At 61.0% G+C, this 17,180-nt stretch carries 16 protein-coding genes and 1 pseudogene; 6 read left to right on the top strand and 11 right to left on the bottom strand.

What is annotated here, in order from left to right; genetic code table 11:
* Nucleotides 1-10: 10 nt before the first annotated feature.
* The 8 genes and pseudogenes from hflX to AB8B31_RS09335 form a co-directional block, all read right to left on the bottom strand.
* The gene (gene hflX / locus AB8B31_RS09370; protein WP_018241923.1) at nt 11-1,336 is read right to left on the bottom strand and encodes a GTPase HflX; all 1,326 of its coding nucleotides are present in this window, start codon (nt 1,334-1,336) and stop codon (nt 11-13) included.
* A gap of 77 nt (nt 1,337-1,413) precedes the next feature.
* On the bottom strand, nt 1,414-1,656 hold the full coding sequence (gene hfq, locus AB8B31_RS09365; protein ID WP_003539403.1) for an RNA chaperone Hfq: 243 nt from the start codon (nt 1,654-1,656) through the stop codon (nt 1,414-1,416).
* Nucleotides 1,657-1,768: 112 nt separating this feature from the next.
* Nucleotides 1,769-2,632: a D-amino-acid transaminase gene (locus AB8B31_RS09360; RefSeq protein ID WP_131703253.1), complete on the bottom strand. Its 864-nt coding sequence runs from the start codon at nt 2,630-2,632 to the stop codon at nt 1,769-1,771.
* Between the two features lie 64 nt (nt 2,633-2,696).
* Nucleotides 2,697-4,061: a nitrogen assimilation response regulator NtrX gene (gene ntrX, locus AB8B31_RS09355; protein ID WP_018241921.1), complete on the bottom strand. Its 1,365-nt coding sequence runs from the start codon at nt 4,059-4,061 to the stop codon at nt 2,697-2,699.
* Nucleotides 4,051-6,321: a sensor histidine kinase NtrY-like gene (locus AB8B31_RS09350; RefSeq protein ID WP_018241920.1), complete on the bottom strand. Its 2,271-nt coding sequence runs from the start codon at nt 6,319-6,321 to the stop codon at nt 4,051-4,053. Before AB8B31_RS09350 ends, ntrX begins: the two co-directional genes overlap by 11 nt.
* A 906-nt stretch (nt 6,322-7,227) precedes the next feature.
* Entirely contained in the window at nt 7,228-7,512 is a 285-nt protein-coding gene (locus AB8B31_RS09345) for a hypothetical protein (RefSeq protein WP_047621720.1), read from the bottom strand.
* A 147-nt stretch (nt 7,513-7,659) separates the two neighbouring features.
* Nucleotides 7,660-8,649, bottom strand: a complete 990-nt coding sequence (locus AB8B31_RS09340) for a potassium channel beta subunit family protein (RefSeq protein ID WP_047621718.1) — start codon at nt 8,647-8,649, stop codon at nt 7,660-7,662.
* A gap of 606 nt (nt 8,650-9,255) precedes the next feature.
* Nucleotides 9,256-9,474: pseudogene (locus tag AB8B31_RS09335) on the bottom strand (helix-turn-helix domain-containing protein); the annotation flags it as partial.
* Between the two features lie 99 nt (nt 9,475-9,573).
* Here AB8B31_RS09335 and AB8B31_RS09330 point away from each other — a divergent pair.
* The 4 genes from AB8B31_RS09330 (at nt 9,574) to AB8B31_RS09315 (ending at nt 11,549) form a co-directional block, all read left to right on the top strand.
* On the top strand, nt 9,574-9,768 hold the full coding sequence (locus tag AB8B31_RS09330; protein ID WP_245515237.1) for a hypothetical protein: 195 nt from the start codon (nt 9,574-9,576) through the stop codon (nt 9,766-9,768).
* Between the two features lie 32 nt (nt 9,769-9,800).
* Nucleotides 9,801-9,950, top strand: a complete 150-nt coding sequence (locus AB8B31_RS09325; RefSeq protein WP_245515236.1) for an EF-hand domain-containing protein — start codon at nt 9,801-9,803, stop codon at nt 9,948-9,950.
* Nucleotides 9,951-10,148: 198 nt separating this feature from the next.
* Entirely contained in the window at nt 10,149-10,982 is an 834-nt protein-coding gene (locus AB8B31_RS09320) for a universal stress protein (protein ID WP_439007435.1), read from the top strand.
* A gap of 210 nt (nt 10,983-11,192) precedes the next feature.
* Entirely contained in the window at nt 11,193-11,549 is a 357-nt protein-coding gene (locus AB8B31_RS09315; RefSeq protein ID WP_018241915.1) for a TraR/DksA family transcriptional regulator, read from the top strand.
* A gap of 148 nt (nt 11,550-11,697) precedes the next feature.
* On the opposite strand, the gene ntrC is transcribed toward AB8B31_RS09315, so the two are convergent.
* The 3 genes from ntrC to dusB are packed head-to-tail and all read right to left on the bottom strand — an operon-like array spanning nt 11,698 to nt 15,313.
* The gene (gene ntrC, locus AB8B31_RS09310) at nt 11,698-13,149 is read right to left on the bottom strand and encodes a nitrogen regulation protein NR(I) (RefSeq protein ID WP_017964172.1); all 1,452 of its coding nucleotides are present in this window, start codon (nt 13,147-13,149) and stop codon (nt 11,698-11,700) included.
* Nucleotides 13,146-14,300, bottom strand: a complete 1,155-nt coding sequence (locus AB8B31_RS09305) for a two-component system sensor histidine kinase NtrB (RefSeq protein ID WP_018241914.1) — start codon at nt 14,298-14,300, stop codon at nt 13,146-13,148. Before AB8B31_RS09305 ends, ntrC begins: the two co-directional genes overlap by 4 nt.
* Nucleotides 14,297-15,313, bottom strand: coding sequence for a tRNA dihydrouridine synthase DusB (dusB, locus tag AB8B31_RS09300; protein WP_028731986.1), 1,017 nt, complete (start codon nt 15,311-15,313; stop codon nt 14,297-14,299). Before dusB ends, AB8B31_RS09305 begins: the two co-directional genes overlap by 4 nt.
* A gap of 145 nt (nt 15,314-15,458) precedes the next feature.
* Between dusB and AB8B31_RS09295 the strand changes: the two genes are divergently transcribed.
* The gene (locus AB8B31_RS09295) at nt 15,459-16,676 is read left to right on the top strand and encodes a bifunctional 2-C-methyl-D-erythritol 4-phosphate cytidylyltransferase/2-C-methyl-D-erythritol 2,4-cyclodiphosphate synthase (RefSeq protein WP_131703251.1); all 1,218 of its coding nucleotides are present in this window, start codon (nt 15,459-15,461) and stop codon (nt 16,674-16,676) included.
* A complete protein-coding gene (locus AB8B31_RS09290) occupies nt 16,673-17,176 on the top strand; it encodes a CinA family protein (RefSeq protein WP_205912234.1) in 504 nt (167 codons plus the stop codon). The genes AB8B31_RS09295 and AB8B31_RS09290 overlap by 4 nt, the downstream gene beginning before the upstream one ends.
* Nucleotides 17,177-17,180: the final 4 nt, after the last annotated feature.

The raw sequence follows: 17,180 nt of genomic DNA, 5'->3' as shown, positions 1-17,180 counted from the left end.
CTTGAACGCCTTACCGCTCCCAATCTTCCTTTGAAGACTTCGGTCCATTGCCGATGCGGCGCTCGAGTTCGGTCGCCTCGGTTTCGGACAGGCGCAGATCAAGCGTGATCGTGCCGTCCTCATTATCCTCGCGGCCGTCGACGATCGCATGGTCGTAAAGCCATGGCAGCAGCGCCAGCTTGTCGACCGGAAGGCGGATCGTCGCCACGGTCATCACGCCTGACAGTCTGCGGCTGATCTCTTCCATCAGCGTGTCGACGCCCTCGCCGCTGACGGCTGAAACCGCCACCACGTTGCTGGCGCCGGCCGATTTCTGCACCATGGCATCGTGCACCTCGGGCTCCAGCCGGTCGATCTTGTTCCAGACCTCGATCAGACGCTTTTCGGCTTCGGCCTCGTCGATGCCGAGATCGTTCAGGATGCGCATCACGTCGGAGCTCTGCGCCTGATTGTCGGCATCGGACATGTCACGGACATGCAGGATGAGATCGGCTTCCAGCACCTCTTCCAGCGTCGCCCGGAAGGCGGCGACCAGATGGGTCGGCAGGTCGGAGATGAAGCCGACGGTGTCGGACAGGATGACGGTGCGGCCGTGGGGCAGTTTCATGCGCCGAAGCGTCGGGTCGAGCGTGGCAAAGAGCATGTCTTCGGCCAGCACGCCGGCGCCGGTGATGCGGTTGAACAGCGTCGACTTGCCGGCATTGGTATAACCGACGAGCGCCACGATCGGGTGCGGCACCTTGCGGCGTTTGGCGCGGTGGAGCTGGCGGGTGCGCACGACCTGCTCCAGCTCGCGTTCGAGCTTGATGATGCGGTCCTGCAGCATCCGTCGGTCGGCTTCGATCTGGGTTTCGCCGGGGCCGCCCATGAAGCCGCCGCCGCCGCGCTGGCGTTCAAGGTGGGTCCAGCTTCGCACCAGACGGCCCTTCTGATAATTCAGATGGGCGAGATCGACCTGCAGCGTGCCTTCCTTGGTGGAGGCGCGGCGGCCGAAGATTTCGAGGATGAGGCCCGTCCGGTCGATGACCTTGGCGTTCCATTCCTTTTCCAGGTTGCGCTGCTGTACCGGCGTCAACGGATGATCGACGATGACGAGACCGGAATCGCGCTCGTCGAGCAGCGCCTTGATCTCCTCGATCTTGCCGGTGCCGAGCAATGTGGCCGGCCTCGGATCATTGACCGGGACGATCTGGCCATTGACGACATCGAGGTCGATCGCCTGGGCAAGGCCCGTCGCCTCTTCGAGCCGGCTTTCCGGCGTGCGGGTCGAGGCCGATTCGCTCTGGCCGCCGCGACTGCGCGATTTCAGAACCGGCACAACGACAGTCGCGCGCATGTCGTCCCTGTGCTTGGCGGCCTCAGGGATGATCGAATCGTTCTTGGTATCGCGTGTCGAAATGACGGCTGATCCTGTTAGGACGCTGCTTCTTCGCTCTCGAACATCTGCATGGGCTGGCCCGGCATGATCGTAGAGATCGCATGCTTATACACGAGCTGCGAATGGCCGTCACGGCGAAGAAGAACACAGAAATTGTCAAAAGACGTAACAACGCCCGTGAGTTTCACGCCGTTGATCAGAAAGATTGTCAGGGAAATCTTTTGCTTGCGAACAGTATTGAGAAATAAGTCCTGAAGATTCTGAGAACGTTCCGCCATCGCGCCGCTTCTTTCTTTATTGCCGACCTGATCTGGCCGGTAGAATATCAATCAACCTCACCATGCGAAGACCGGTGGCATCCTCATTCCACCTGTCCAGCAAATCTTGGTATCAAATCGCAATCTTTTCCGCAACGTCGAAAAAGGCTTCGCGAACTTTCTGCGAAACGCTGCCCGGATGGCCGTTGGCAATGGCCTGGCCATCAACGGAAACGACCGGAAAACAAATGCTTGTGGCTGCAGTTAGGAAGACTTCGCGGGCTGCGAGCATCTCCGAAACGGAGAAGCTCCGCTCGGCGATCTGCAACCCCAACTTGGCTGCGACATCCATCAGAGTGGTGCGGGTAATGCCGCGCAGAATGCCGTGTTCGGCCGGGCGCGTCACCAGCGTTCCGTCCGGATCGACGATCCAGACATTGGTCGCCGCCCCTTCCTTCACCATGCCGTCGCCGTCGACATAGATCGCTTCCTGGGCGCCGGCCTCCTTGGCTTGCTGGCGGGCCATGGCATTCGGCAGCAAGCCGACGGACTTGATGTCGACGCGGTCCCAGCGATTGTCGACAAGGGTGATCGCCTTGATGCCGTTGGCGTTCTTGGCGGCGATGATCTTGGCATCGGTGCTTTTGGCGGTGATCACGAGCGAGGGCGGCGTTCCCTCGGCCGGGAAGACATGATCGCGGCGGGCGACGCCGCGCGTCACCTGCATGTAGAAAAGCCCGTTGCGGACATGGTTGCGGCGCAGCGTCTCGCGAATGACCTGCGTCAGCGCCGCCCGGCCCATCGGCCAGGCGATGCGCAATTCACCGAGCGAACGGTCGAGACGGTTCAGATGGCGCGTGAGATCGACGATGTAGCCGTGGCGCACTTCGCAGACCTCGTAGACGCCATCGGCAAACTGGTAGCCGCGATCCTCGATATGCACGCTGGCATCGGAATGCTTGACGTAACGGCCATTCACATAGGCAATTCTCGGCATGGGAAACCTGGTCTTCCGGGAAGCAATATGGGACGCGGCGCGGCCTCGGCCGCGCCGGATACAATCAGACGCCGAGCGACTTCAGCTTGCGGTGCAGCGCCGAACGCTCCATGCCGACGAATTCCGCGGTGCGAGAGATATTGCCGCCAAAGCGGTTGATCTGGGCGATCAGATAATCCTTCTCGAACATCTCGCGGGCTTCGCGCAGCGGCAGCGTCATGATGTGATAGTCGTTCTTGGCGGACACCTTCGGCAGCATGTCGCCGAGATCGGTCGGCAGCATGTCGGCGGTGATCGGCGCATCCGGGCCGTCGGTGCGGGCAAGGATCATCAGTCGCTCGATATTGTTGCGCAGCTGGCGGATGTTGCCGGGCCAGTCGTGCGCCTGCAGCACGGCCATGGCGTCGTCGCCGATGCGGCGCGGACGGATGCCGGCCTGCTCTGATATCTGGCGCATCAGCTGATCGACGAGGAAAGGAATGTCCTCGCGCCGTTCGGCCAACGCCGGCACACGCACCGGCACGACGGCGAGGCGATGATAGAGATCCTCGCGGAACCAGCCCTCGGCGATGCGGCTCTCGAGATTGTAGGCGGTCGAGGAGATGATGCGGACATCGACCTTGACACGCTTGGAACCGCCGACCCGCTCGAACTGCTGATCGACCAGGACGCGGAGGATCTTGTTCTGCGTTTCGCGCGGCATTTCGCCGACTTCGTCGAGATAGAGGATGCCGCGATGGGCTTCCTCGAGCGCGCCGATTTTGCGCGCCTGGCCGGGCGTGCCCTCGGTGCCGAACAGCGCCACCTCCATGCGTTCGGGCGTGATGTTGGCGGCGTTGATCGCAACGAAGGGGCCGTTGGCGCGGGCCGACTTCTTGTGGATCATTCGCGCCACCAGCTCCTTGCCGGAGCCAGAGGCGCCGAGAATCATGATGCGACTGTTGGTCGGCGACACCTTCTCGATCGTCTGGCGCAGCTGCGAAACGGCGACCGATGTGCCGATCAGCTCCAGTGCGTCGCCGGTGCGGCGCTTCAGCTCGGAAACCTCGCGCTTCAGCTTGGAATTCTCCAGCGCGCGTTCGGCGATCAGGATCAGCCGGTCGGCCTTGAAAGGCTTCTCGATGAAATCGAAGGCGCCGCGCTTGATCGCCGAGACGGCGGTCTCGATGTTGCCATGGCCTGATATCATCACGACCGGCAATTCCGGATGGCGGGTCTTGATCTCGTCGAGTAGCGATAGACCATCGAGCTTGCTGCCCTGCATCCAGATATCGAGGAAGATCAGCCGCGGTACGCGATCGGAAATTGCCGCCAGCGCGCTGTCGCTGTCATGGGCGGTGCGCGTCTCGTGCCCTTCGTCGGAGAGAATGCCGGAAACGATCTCGCGAATATCATGCTCATCGTCGACGACGAGAATATCAGAAGCCATAAACGCTTTCCTTGTCATTGGCTGCGGGGGCAGCAGGCGTCGGATCCAGGCGTGGCAGATGCACGCGGATCATGGCCCCTCTTCCCCGGTCAAAATCGGCGGGCGCATCATGCAGCTCGAGCTGCCCGCCATGTTCCTCGATGATCTTCTTGACGATGGCGAGGCCGAGGCCGGTGCCCTTCTCGCGCATCGTCATATAGGGTTCCAGAATGCTGTGGCGGTTCTCCACCGGGAGGCCGCGGCCATTGTCGATCACGTCGACGGTGAAGCGGTCGCGGCCGGTATCGAGTGCGGCGCGGACGAGAATCTTGCGTTCGTCCCGCTCGTCGCTCGGCACCGCCTCGATCGATTCCACAGCATTCTTGATGAGATTTCCGAAGGCCTGGCCGAGCATGCGGCTGTCGAACAGGCCCTCCAGCGGCTGCTCCCCGAAATCCTGTTCGAAGGTGACGTGATGGTTGCCCATCTCACGCAAGAAGATCGCGTCGCGCAGGATATTGCGCAGGTCGCTCGGCTCCTTGGTCGGCTTCGGCATGCGGGCAAAGGCGGAGAATTCATCGACCATGCGGCCGATATCGCCGACCTGTCGGATGATCGTATCCGTGCACTGGTCGAAGACCGTCCGGTCGCCCGGATCGATCTGCTTGCCGTAGCGGCGCTGGATGCGCTCGGCGGAAAGCTGGATCGGCGTCAACGGGTTCTTGATCTCATGGGCGATGCGCCTTGCCACGTCACCCCAGGCGGTCGAACGCTGGGCGATGACGAGATCGGTGATGTCGTCGAGCGTGATCACGTAGGATTCGCTCATGTCGCGCACTTCCTCGCGGGTGACCTGCACGCTCAGCGTCCGCACAGTGCCGCCGCGCACCAGCGCAATCTGCTTGCGGAAATCGCCGCGATAACGCACCGCCGCCTCGGTCAGCACCTGATCGACCTCCGGCGCGATGTCGACCAACTGCTTTCCGAGCATTTCGTCGGCTGACAGTGACATCAGCGTCTCGGCCGAGCTGTTGACGATGGCGATGCGGCGGTCCTGCTCGACGCCGATGACGGCGGCGGTGACGCCCGATAGCACCGCTTCGATGAAACGGCGTCGGTCGTCGACCTCGTCCTTGGCCTCGAGGATCTCGTCGCGCTGGGTGCGGATTTCCGAGATCATCTTGTTGAAGGTGCGCGAGAGATTGGCGACGTCGCCGTCGACGGCATGCACCGGCACGACGATATCCATATTGCCCGATGCAACGCTGTCGGCCGCCGTGATCAGCAGGCGGATCGGCCGGACGATGCGGTCGGCGACGGCGATCGCAGTCCAGATCGCCGCCAGGAGCACGATCAGCGCGAAGCCGATGTAGAGCACGGCAAAAGCGATCTGCAGCGAGAAGCGGTTGGCCTCCATCGAGCGGTATTCGGTGGCGTTCTCCTCCATCATGCGCATGGCGCCCATGACCTTGGGATCGACGGCGCGCACCGTATAGAGAAAGGTGCTCTGGATGGCATCGAGCTTGATGATAGCGCCGACGAGATTGGTAACGCCGGGCGGGATCAGCGTCGGCTGGCCGGCGGCGGCCTTTTCCAATGCGTCCTGCGGAATGGCCGGCAGCGGCTTTTCGGTGGCGATATCGGCCTGGACGATCACCGAGCCGTCGCGCTCGACGAGGAAGGCGCCAAGCAGGCCGCGGCCCCTCGCCTGGCGGGTCATCAAGTCGGCAAAGCCCGTCCTGTCGAGGCTGTAGAGCGCGCGGTTGCGCTCCAGGTCGTTGGCCATGGAGACCGTCTGCCCCTGCAGGTAGCTGGCATTCTCCATCATGTAGGCCTGGCCGATATTGCGCGACGAGCTGACGATCGACTGGGTGCGCAGGGCAAACCAGCGGTCAAGGCCGGCATTCAGCGTGATACTGGCAAAGATGGCGACGAGGATCGCCGGCGTGATCGCGACGATCGAAAAGAGCACGACGATGCGGATATGCAGGCGGGCTGCGGCACGGCCGCGGGTGCGCGCCTTCAGCAGCCTTGCTACCTCGCGAGCGATCAAGGCGAGCAGCGTCAGGACAAAGAAGGAATTGACGATCACCGAGGTGATGACGACATGCGACGTCGGCGCGATCGGCGTCAGGCCGAGCAGCACGAAAAGCGTGGCCGTGGCGCAGAGAAGCGCGCCGCCGGCGAGCACAAGGCCAGGCACGGCAAAAAGGGCGCGGCGATCGGTCACCGTCGTCACCGTCTCGCCCGCCGCCGCCGGCGATACCCCATCCTGCGTCATTCGGCCTCTCTTCGGACGGCACCTGCCGCCCTCGCCATCAATCGAAACCAAGCAACGCCGGCTCAGAAAGCCAGCGTCGCAACGACTCGATCGGGAGCGAAATACCTAAACCCTTGCGTGACCTTTAAGCAACGCATTGTGGCGAAAATGCAACGCACGCAGTCACATTGTCAAGCCATGTGAACTCGTCCCTCGCCCACGAAAACTGGTCGAGTCGCGCCTGTCGACGTGTTTTCCACGCCGTCATTTTGCGTCCCTAGTCCAGTTGATTTGCGCATGCATCGAGCTTCACATAGTGGGGAGGTGAGTCTCCCAACGTATGCTCCGTTAACGATATTCTCCTTCATAAAGTTTATTTTGACGACCTTCGCAAATGTTCTCGTCATGTACTGCTCGAACGTCTCAGGAGAAAAATAATCGTTCGGGAATCCGCGGTATATACTGCAGCAATCCGGGTGCCTCATAAGGAACTCTGGCGCAAACTTATAGTTGGACGTCCTTCTCGATGTCTGGATGAAATAAGGTGAGTTTTCAGATGCTCGGATGGATTGAGCTATAGCGGCTGTTATGAATTCACTGTCGCTGAGCGTCCCACGGTCTCCGCAATCGTGCGAGGCCTCCCAACTGTGGCCGGCCGTTTTGAACATGATGACCGTCCAGGCACCTGTAAGGAGCACGATTGCCGCCAGCAAAATCAGGAAAATTCTCAATATATCGCTCGCAAAAATGCTTTAGGAATGACCCGTGGCCTACTCAGGAACGCCGCTTGACGCTGCGGGTCCGGTGGCCCTGCGGTTGCATAAACTTACTGCGTGGTTGTGCAAAAGCCCGACCGTTATTTAGAACATCTTCGTCGGATGACCTGGAGTTTGAGCGACAACGTGTCGGTTCAGGCCGCGTTCTGAGTTAGGAGAATGCCTTGCTTATCAAGTAGGCCAGGAAAGGAACAATAAGGATCGTCATGACCAACGTCCAAGCCTGCCGATAAAGAAGGAATTTATTCTTCAATTCCGTCGGTACAAGCCGGCTGTGTGGATCAATTTCGGGGAGCGCCCTTCCCCTTTTCGTTACGAGGTTCGGGCCATATTTGTTAATCTTACTGGTCAGATGCTCGAAGGCGAAGAGCATGCAGACGTGAAAAATTCCAGCGGCTATAAGACTTGCAATACCGAAAACTTCAAGAAAATGCATCCCGCTTCTCACAGTTGCAGAAACCTCGTTGCCGACCCGACCCAGTTTGCGGACCCACCGCCACGGCCTGCCGCGCGCTATAGTGCTGAACCATTGACCGCGGCTCGACGGGCCTCAATCTGGCCCGTCGCCAGTGGTTTGTTTCCTCTAGAACCGACGTGGTCCTTCGGGCTTGTTTCCGACGATCGTGTCGATCCGGTCCAGCACGTCAGACGTCACCTTCTCTCGGTGTGAGAGGGCCGCGAGATTGTCCTCCAGCTGGCTGGCGCGCGAGGCTCCAAGAATGACGGTCGAGACGTTCCGGTTGGCAAGGCACCACAAAAGGGCGAGATGCGTGATCGATATGCCGATCTCGTCCGCGAGCTTTGCGAGTTCGCCAACTTGTTTGAGCTGGGCCAGGCCGGCATCGCTCGACCACTTTTCCTTCAGCCATTCATAGCCCGGCAGGTTCATACGGCTGTCGGCCGGCACACCGTTATTGTACTTGCCGGTCAGGACGCCCGAGGCGAGCGGTGACCAGATCGTGGTGCCAAGGCCGATCAGGTCATAGAGCGGCAGATAGTCGGACTCGACCTTCTGGCGTTCGAAGATGTTGTACTGCGGCTGCTCCATGGTCGGCGGGGTGATGCGCAAGTCCCGGGCAACGGCGTAGGCTTCCGTCAGTTGCTGCGCCGACCATTCCGACGTGCCCCAATAGAGCACCTTGCCCTGGGCAACGAGATCATGCATTGCCCGAACGGTTTCCTCGATCGGCGTGTCGATATCCGGGCGGTGGCAGAAGTAAAGGTCGAGGTAGTCGACCTGAAGCCGCTTGAGCGCCGCATGGCAGGCATCGGTCACATGCTTGCGCGACAGGCCGCGCTGCGTCGGCTTCTGGCCTCCCCAGAAGACCTTGCTGGAAACGACGAAGCTGTCGCGGCTCCAGCCAAGCCTGCTGAGCGCCTCGCCCATCACGATTTCGGACTTGCCGCTCTCGTATCCTTCGGCATTATCGAAGAAGTTCACCCCGTTGTCATAGGCAAGCTTCATGAGGTCGACGGCGTCGCCTCCATTGACCTGCTTGCCGAACGTGACCCATGAGCCGAAGGAAAACTCGCTCACTTTCAGGCCCGACTTTCCCAAACGTCGATATTCCATCATGCAACTCCCGTAAATTATGAATATGTGCCGGCCTGTCACCGGGGTCGGCGTCGCCCGATTGATCGACGACCGATTCGCGTAATCTATGGCATGCTCAACGATATGCGAGGCTCAGCCCGCCAAGTTGACCAAAACACAATGTCGCAGTTCCCGTCAGCCCGACCGTAAAGAAAAGGGCGCTCCACGACATCAGTCGGAGCGCCCGTGGCATGCGATCGACGACGTTTGCGGCGGAGGTCGATAGCAGCGACCGCAGAATGAAGAGATTCGGAACGGATAGGCAACATGCGATTGGAATCTGCGACGTTATCGCCCGCTGGTTGATCGTGTCGTCCACCGGATATCCACAGCTTATCCACAGGCATGGCGACGACGACCGCAGCAACTTCAATGACATTCGCCTGGCGCCAAATCACTCCTCACAAATGCTTATGTGACTGTTGAATGACACCGCACCTTTGTTTGTCTGCTTGGATATAAACCGCGACCTGGCTCAGATAGGCTCACCTTTCCTCCCGACCGTGGCGGCGGACGCCGGGAGGGGTGGGCGGTGGGCAAACATGAGGGCCCGCCGCCTTCTTTTTATCGCGCCCCCGAGCGAGCTCAGGCGGTGCGAGAGCTTCTGTAGACCGAGACGCCAAGTTCCCTGATTTTCTTGCGCAAGGTGTTGCGGTTGAGACCGAGAAGATCGGCCGCCTTGATCTGGTTGCCGCGCGTCGCCGTCAGTGCGGCGAGGATCAGCGGATATTCCATTTCCGTCAGCACACGATCATAGAGGCCGGGCGGCGGCAGATTGTCCCCGAAGCCTGCGAAGTAGCACAGGCAGTTTGATCCAACGCAACGCTTGAATCCGGCATACGTCGTATCCCTAAAAGCAGCTCCATCGTCATGGAGGATAATGGCTCAAAGAGGAGACGCAGAATGTCCATGTTCAGACTGCCAACTATCACTGTGCTGGCCTTGCTCGGTGGCGTCGGTGCGGTGGGCATCGCGTCCGCCCAGACGAAAAGTCCAGACTCGGCTCAGTCGGAGGTTAAGCCCGCGGCCGAAGGATCGGAAATGATGCCCGGCATGATGAGCCGCAACATGATGTCATCGGACATGAATGAAGGATGATGGGGCCAATGCGCGGTCATATGATGAAGATCATGTTCGTCGTCGCCGATACCAATGGGGACGGCGCAATTTCTTTCGAAGAGTTGACCGCAATCCACAAACGCGTCTTCGACGCGGTCGACGCAAACAATGACGGCAAAGTCACACCTGAAGAAATGCAGGCGTTTATGCAGGACATGTGACCGGCGCCTCGGCATTTGCCACCCCATGTGAGCAGCGACCACCAACTCCAGGTGCAATGCTCCTTCGGGGCTAGCCTTACGCGGCGCCGTGCCAAGGCCAGAGAAGCCGGAGCGCCGGCAATTGCGTTACATCAATGCCGACTTGCGACGAATGGAATAGATTGCGATCGCGGCAGTCCGCGAGAGATGGAGCAGGACATGACGGCACAATATTTTCTCCCGCTGGCAACATATCCCGATTCAAGTTCCGGATTGATCATTTCGAACGCTGTAGCGTTTGCTGGGTACTACGGTGCAAATCTTCACGCCTGCGCGCTAAGGGTCGAGATCCCGCACATTCCCAACGCCTGGTCGTCGTTGCTGCTCGATACTCCACAGATGATCGAGCATGCCGAGACTTTGAGCGGCGATCGCGCCGCAACCCTGGTTGCCGCGGCGACCAACCTCGCAGCGAACGCCATGGTTGAATTATCTTGTCGAACGGTCAAAACCACCTTGCCTCTATTGCACGAGACGGTGGCCACGGAAGCACGGTTCTTCGATCTGGCCATTCTCGAATGTATCGCGGACGTTCCGGATACCCGTATTGTCGCCGAAGCGGTCATATTCGGATCCGGCCGGCCAGCCATCATCTTTCCCAACAAGACCCTTGAGGGCCCAATCGACCATCTGGTCATCGCCTGGGACGGAAGTCGAGCCGCCGCTCGGGCCGTCAGCGATGCAAACCCATTCATTCACAAGGCCAAGCGGGTTTCGGTCCTATCTCTGACGGGCGAAAAGCCGCTGCCGGAGCCAACCGGGGCGCATCTCGCTGAGATCTTGGTTTCGAGCGGCGTCAATGCAAGCGCAACGGTCACTCGCTTTACTTCGTCATCGACCGGTCAGAGCATTCAACAAACAGCACTGGAACTGAGCGCCGATATGCTGGTCATGGGAGGATTTGGACACTCGAGGTTGCGAGATTTCGTCCTGGGCGGAGCAACCGATGGCGTCTTGGAAAAGCCTCTGCTGCCGGTGCTTATGTCACATTGAAGGAAACTGCCCGCATGGGTCTGTGACCTTCTTCTGCCCGTTTCCGAGTCACGGCCGTGGGCGAAGCCAATGTAAAGTAGTATCCTGAAAGTTGGCTCTTCGGACAAGGAAGCCTGGACACTCGCGGACCGAAAGCTACTTCCCGTCAGGGACGAAATTCCCCGCAAAACAAGGTGTCGGTCACGAACATAGGCCGGCTGGAGAGCGATCATGCAGAAGCAGTCCTCCTCGCAAACGAGGCAGTATATCGAAAAGCACAAAGCGATCCTTGAGCAACGCCGGCGCGAGCTAGAAACCCGCCTGCAAGCGATCGAGAATGATTTCGAAGAACCTCGGAATCCTGACGATGATGATCGTGCCACAGAGCGAAATAACGATGAAGTCCTGGAAGAACTCGGCGAAGCTGGACAAAAGGAGCTCCTCGCCGTGCAAGCGGCGTTGGACCGGATTGAAGCCGGAACTTTTGGCACATGTGTGAAATGCAGCAAGCCGATCGGCGAGAAGAGGCTTGACGCCGTCCCCCACACACCTTTCTGTCAGTCTTGCGCTCAGTCGTTTGAAGCCTGAGTTGCAAGGTCACCATGCTCATGAAGCACTATCTGATATCGGGCCAGCTCAGCCGGCGCGTGCGCTGATGAGCCATTCATGAGCGTCATCGCGACCGGGAGGATGCGCGTCCGACATCCCTCCGCAGCACCGTGCAAGCCCAACACGCTCAGGCGGTGCGAGAGCTTCTGTAGACCGAGACGCCAAGTTCCCTGATCTTCTTGCGCAAGGTGTTGCGGTTGAGACCGAGAAGATCGGCGGCTTTGATCTGGTTGCCGCGCGTCGCCGTCAGTGCGGCGAGGATCAGCGGATATTCCATTTCGGTCAGCACACGATCATAGAGGCCGGGCGGCGGCAGATTGTCACCGAAGCCTGCGAAGTAGCTGCGCATGTTCTCTTCGACGGCTTGCGCGATCGTCATCGAGCCGCTGCGGATCGGCCCCTTGTCGATCGGGCTGTCGGGCACGTCGGAGCGCAGTTCCGCGTCGATGATCTCGCGGGTGATCACATCCTGCGGATAGAGCGCCATCAGACGGCGGATGAGATTTTCCAGCTCACGGACGTTGCCCGGCCAGGCATAGGCCTTCATCAGCTCCAGGGCTTCCTGATCGAAGCGCTTGGAGCCAAGGCCCTCCTTTTCGGCCTGCTGGATGAAATGGCGCACCAGGTCGGGAATATCCTCGGCGCGGTCGCGCAGCGGCGGCAGGCGTAGCGGCACGACATTGAGGCGGTAATAGAGATCCTCGCGGAAGAGGCCCTGGTTGATCGCCTGCTTCAAGTCCTTGTTGGTGGCGGCAACGATGCGCACATCGGTGCGGATCGGCGTGCGGCCGCCGACGGTGGTGTATTCGCCCTGCTGCAGGACGCGCAGAAGCCGTGTCTGGGCGTCCATCGGCATGTCGCCGATCTCGTCGAGGAAGAGGGTGCCGCCCTCGGCCTGCTCGAAGCGGCCGGTCGAGCGGGTCTGCGCGCCGGTGAAGGCGCCCTTCTCGTGGCCGAAGAGTTCGGATTCGATCAGATCACGTGGGATCGCCGCCATGTTGATTGCGACGAACGGGCCGTTGCGGCGCTTGCCGTAGTCGTGCAGCGCGCGGGCGACGAGCTCCTTGCCGGTGCCGGATTCGCCGGTGATCATCAGCGTCAGGTCCGTCTGCATCAGGCGGGCGAGCACGCGGTAGATTTCCTGCATCGCCGCCGACCGGCCGACCAGCGGCATGCCGTCCTGCATGTCGTCTTCAAGCTTGGCAGGCTTGCGCTTCGGCTCGGCAAGCGCCCGGCCGATGATGCCGATCAGCTCGGTGAGATCGAAGGGCTTCGGCAGATAGTCGTAGGCGCCCTTTTCCGAGGCCTTGATGGCGGTCATGAAGGTGTTCTGGGCGCTCATGACGAGAACGGGCAGGTCGGGCCGCGCCTTCTTGATGCGCGGCAGCAGATCGAAGGCGTTCTCGTCGGGCATCACCACATCGGTGACGACCAGATCGCCCTCGCCTGCCGAAATCCAGCGCCAGAGGGTAGCGGCGTTGGAGGTGATGCGAACGTCATAGCCGGCGCGGCTCAAAGCCTGGTTGAGCACGGTCCGGATGGCCGCATCATCATCTGCAACGAGGATCGTGGCTGTCATCGAGAAGGTCCTGTCGAGCTTGCTATAGAGGCGTCCTCAAGCGAGGCGTCCTTCGACGCCGGCATGAGAACGCGGAATGTCGTGCGGCTGTTCTGGCTGTCGCATTCAATGATGCCGCCGTGATCGCCGATGATCTTGGCGACCAGCGCCAGGCCGAGGCCGCTGCCGTTCGGCTTGGTGGTGATGAAGGGATCGAAGAGATGCGGCACCAGATCGGCGGGAACGCCGGGACCGTTGTCATGGACGCAGAATTCCAGCGGCAGCGAGATCTTTTCGCGCGTGCCGGCGACCGAAAGACGGATGCCCGGGCGATAGGCCGTCGTCAGCATGATCTCGCCGTCCGGCCGATCGCCGACCGCTTCGGCGGCGTTCTTCACCAGATTGAGGAAGACCTGGACGAGCTGATCGCGATTGGCATAAACGGCCGGCAGCGACGGGTCATAACTTTCGGTAACTCGGATGTTGCGGGCAAAACCTGCCTTGGCGACGGCCTTCACGTGATCGAGCACGGAATGGATATTGACCGGCATGCGGTCGACGGGGCGTTCGTCGGAAAAGACTTCCATACGGTCGACCAGCGAGACAATGCGATCGGTCTCGTCGCAGATCAGCCGGGTCAGCGCCCGATCGTCATCGATCGCAGACTGCTCAAGCAGCTGGGCGGCGCCGCGTATGCCGGAGAGCGGGTTCTTGATCTCATGCGCCAGCATCGAGGCAAGACCGGTCACCGAGCGGGCGGCGGCGCGATGTGTCAGCTGCCGGTCGATCTTGTCGGCCATCGAGCGTTCCTGAAAAACGATGACGACGGCGCCGGGCTCGCTGAGCACCGGGGCGACATAGAGATCGACGAGCTTGTCCTGGCCGAGGCGGGGCGAACTCAGGTCGACGCGATATTCGTTAACCGGCGCCTTGCGCTCGCGCACTTGGTCGATCAAGGCGAGCAGCGGGCTGCCGAAGGGAATGAAGGTCGAGATACGGTAACGGGCCAGATGCGAGGCGCTGGCGCCGAAGAAGGCCTCCGCCTCCCAATTGGCGAAAACGACAAAGCCGGATTCGTCGACCATGATGACGGGGTTCTGGATGGCGTTCAGCACGGCCATGGCGACGGTCCCGCCGGCGTGATCGGACGGAGATGTCATATCCTTTGTCATGCCGCCTCCCGGCTGTCGACAATACTCGCCGCAAGCGCATCGTAGAGGCGCGCGGCCACCTCGCGCGGGTCGCGCGAGGTCATAATCTCCGCCTTTTCCGCGCCTGACAGATCAGGCGCGAAACGCTGGAGATACCAGCCAAGGTGCTTGCGGGCGTGGCGGATCGCCACCGCTTCGCCGTAGAAATCCAGCATCATGCGGTAATGCTCGACGGCGAGCTCGGCGATCTTCAGGGATTGCGGTGCAGGCGCACCTGATATGACGCCGGCATGCCACGGCCTGCCCTGGCAGCCCCTGCCGATCATCACGGCATCGGCGCCGGAGCGGCGCAATATTTCCTGCGCGTCGCCTGCGGTTTCGACATCGCCATTGGCGATCAGCGGGATTGAGATTACGTCGCGGACGGCGCGTATCGCGTCCCAATCGGCCCGGCCTTCATAGAATTGCATGCGGGTGCGCCCGTGAATGGTCACAAGCTGGATGCCGGCGGCCTCGGCGCGGCGCGCAATGTCAGGCGCGTTGATCGAATTCTCGTCCCAGCCGAGGCGCATCTTCAGCGTCACCGGAATGTCGACGGCCTTGACCGTCGCCTCGATGAGGCCGAGCGCATGATCGGGATCGCGCATCAGCGCCGAGCCGGAATAACCGCCGATCACCTTCTTTGCCGGACAGCCCATATTGATGTCGATGATATCGGCGCCATGATCGGCGGCGATCTTGGCAGCCTCGGCCATCCAGTGCGCCTCGCGCCCGGCAAGCTGCACCATATGCGGCCGGAAGCCCGCAGCCCGCAGCCGCGACCAGGACTCGGCCGTGTCATTGACCAGTTCGCGGCTCGCCACCATTTCGGTGACGACGAGGCCGGCGCCGAAGCGCCACGCAAGCTCGCGGAAGGGCATATCCGTGACGCCGGACATCGGCGCCAGCACAACGCGGTTCCGCACGGACACGGGTCCGATTCGGAAAGGCGCTGCGAGGTCCTTGGAAATCAATTGATTATCTTTCGGGCACACAATAGAACTGCATTATTTTTAGCCATTATTCCCTAGCTTGCCAAGGGGGCTGGGATGGGAATTGATATTTTTCGGGCAGATGCTGGAAAAGGCCAAAGCAAGACGTTAGAGCACTCGGGTCAATTCCGCATATTTTAGGGGATTTATGCTGCAAATGCCTTCTAAGCAACCGATATCGGCTGGAATTGTCATCGTGGCCGCCGGCCGCGGCGAGCGCGCGGGATCCTCCACGGAGGGCCCCAAGCAGTATCGCATGATCGGCGGCAAGCCGGTTATCGTGCATACGCTTGAAAACTTCATGACATGGGAAGCAGCAAAGCAGATCGTCGTCGTCATTCATCCCGATGACGAGGCGCTGTTTGCAAGAGCCTTCCGCCACATCATCTCGGCAACGCCGATCGAAACGGTGCATGGTGGCGCCACCCGGCAGCAATCCGTGCTTGCCGGCCTCAGATACCTCAAGGACAAGCAAATCAGCCATGTGCTGATCCACGATGCCGTGCGGCCGTTCTTCGACCATGTGCTCCTGGACCGCATTGCCGAGAGCCTTGACGCCGGCGCACAGGCGGTCCTGCCGGCAATCCCGGTCACCGATACGCTGAAACGCGCCGACAGCGCCGGCACCGTGCTGACGACGGTTTCACGCGAGCATCTCTACGCGGCGCAGACGCCGCAATCCTTCGCCTTCGAAACGATCCTCGAGGCGCACGAGAAGGCGGCGGCGAGCGGACGAAGCGATTTCACCGACGATGCCTCGATCGCCGAATGGCTGGGCATTCCGGTGACGATCGTCGAGGGCACGGCCGACAACGTCAAGCTGACGGTCAGGAACGATATCGCCATGGCCGACGACAAGCTGTCGACTTCGCTGCTTCCAGACGTGCGCACCGGCAATGGCTACGACGTGCACCAGCTCGTAGCCGGCGATGGCGTGACACTCTGCGGCGTGTTCATTCCGCATGATCAGAAGCTGAAAGGTCACTCGGATGCCGACGTCGCGCTGCATGCGCTGACGGACGCGCTGCTCGCCACCTGCGGCGCCGGCGATATCGGCGATCATTTCCCGCCGTCCGACCCGCAATGGAAAGGGGCGGCCTCGCGGATCTTCATCGAGCATGCCGCCCGGATCGTGCGCGAGCGCGGCGGCACGATCATGAATGCCGACGTCTCGCTGATCGCCGAGGCGCCGAAGGTCGGCCCGCATCGCGAGGCCATGCGAGCGAAACTGTCGGATTATCTCGGCATCGATATCGAGCGTTGCTCGGTCAAGGCGACGACCAACGAGACGATCGGCTTCGTCGGCCGGCGCGAAGGCATCGCGGCGATCGCGACTGCCACCGTCGTCTATCGCGGAAGGAAATGATGAGCCTTTTTCCTCAGGATATAATGTCGATGGCGGAGGCGACCATCCGTGACTTCACGGCTGCAGGGCTGATGCTCTCCACAGCCGAATCCTGCACCGGCGGACTGATTGCCGGGGCGCTGACGGAGATATCGGGTTCATCAGCCGTCGTCGACCGAGGCTTCGTCACCTATACGAATACCGCAAAGATCGAGATGCTCGGCGTGCAGGCGGAAACGCTGCTGCGTTTCGGGGCGGTCTCCGAGGAAACGGCGCGACAGATGGTGCATGGAGCCCTCTTCCGCTCACGCGCCGAGATCGCCGTTGCTGTCACCGGTATTGCCGGCCCCGGCGGCGGATCGGCGGAAAAACCGGTCGGCCTCGTGCATCTCGCCGCCAAATCGCGCGCCGGCGCGCTCATCCATCGGAAAATGCTCTATGGCGATATCGGCCGCAGCGAGGTTCGGCTGGCGACGATCAGGACGGCGCTGGAGATGGTACGCTCGCTCCTTGCTGCCTGACGCG

The organism is Rhizobium sp. 62_C5_N11_2 (assembly GCF_051811185.1).
In the GTDB taxonomy this organism is placed as follows: domain Bacteria; phylum Pseudomonadota; class Alphaproteobacteria; order Rhizobiales; family Rhizobiaceae; genus Rhizobium; species Rhizobium leguminosarum.
The sequence above is the reverse complement of the archived record's forward strand: the minus strand, read 5'-3'. Positions and strand labels throughout refer to the sequence as shown.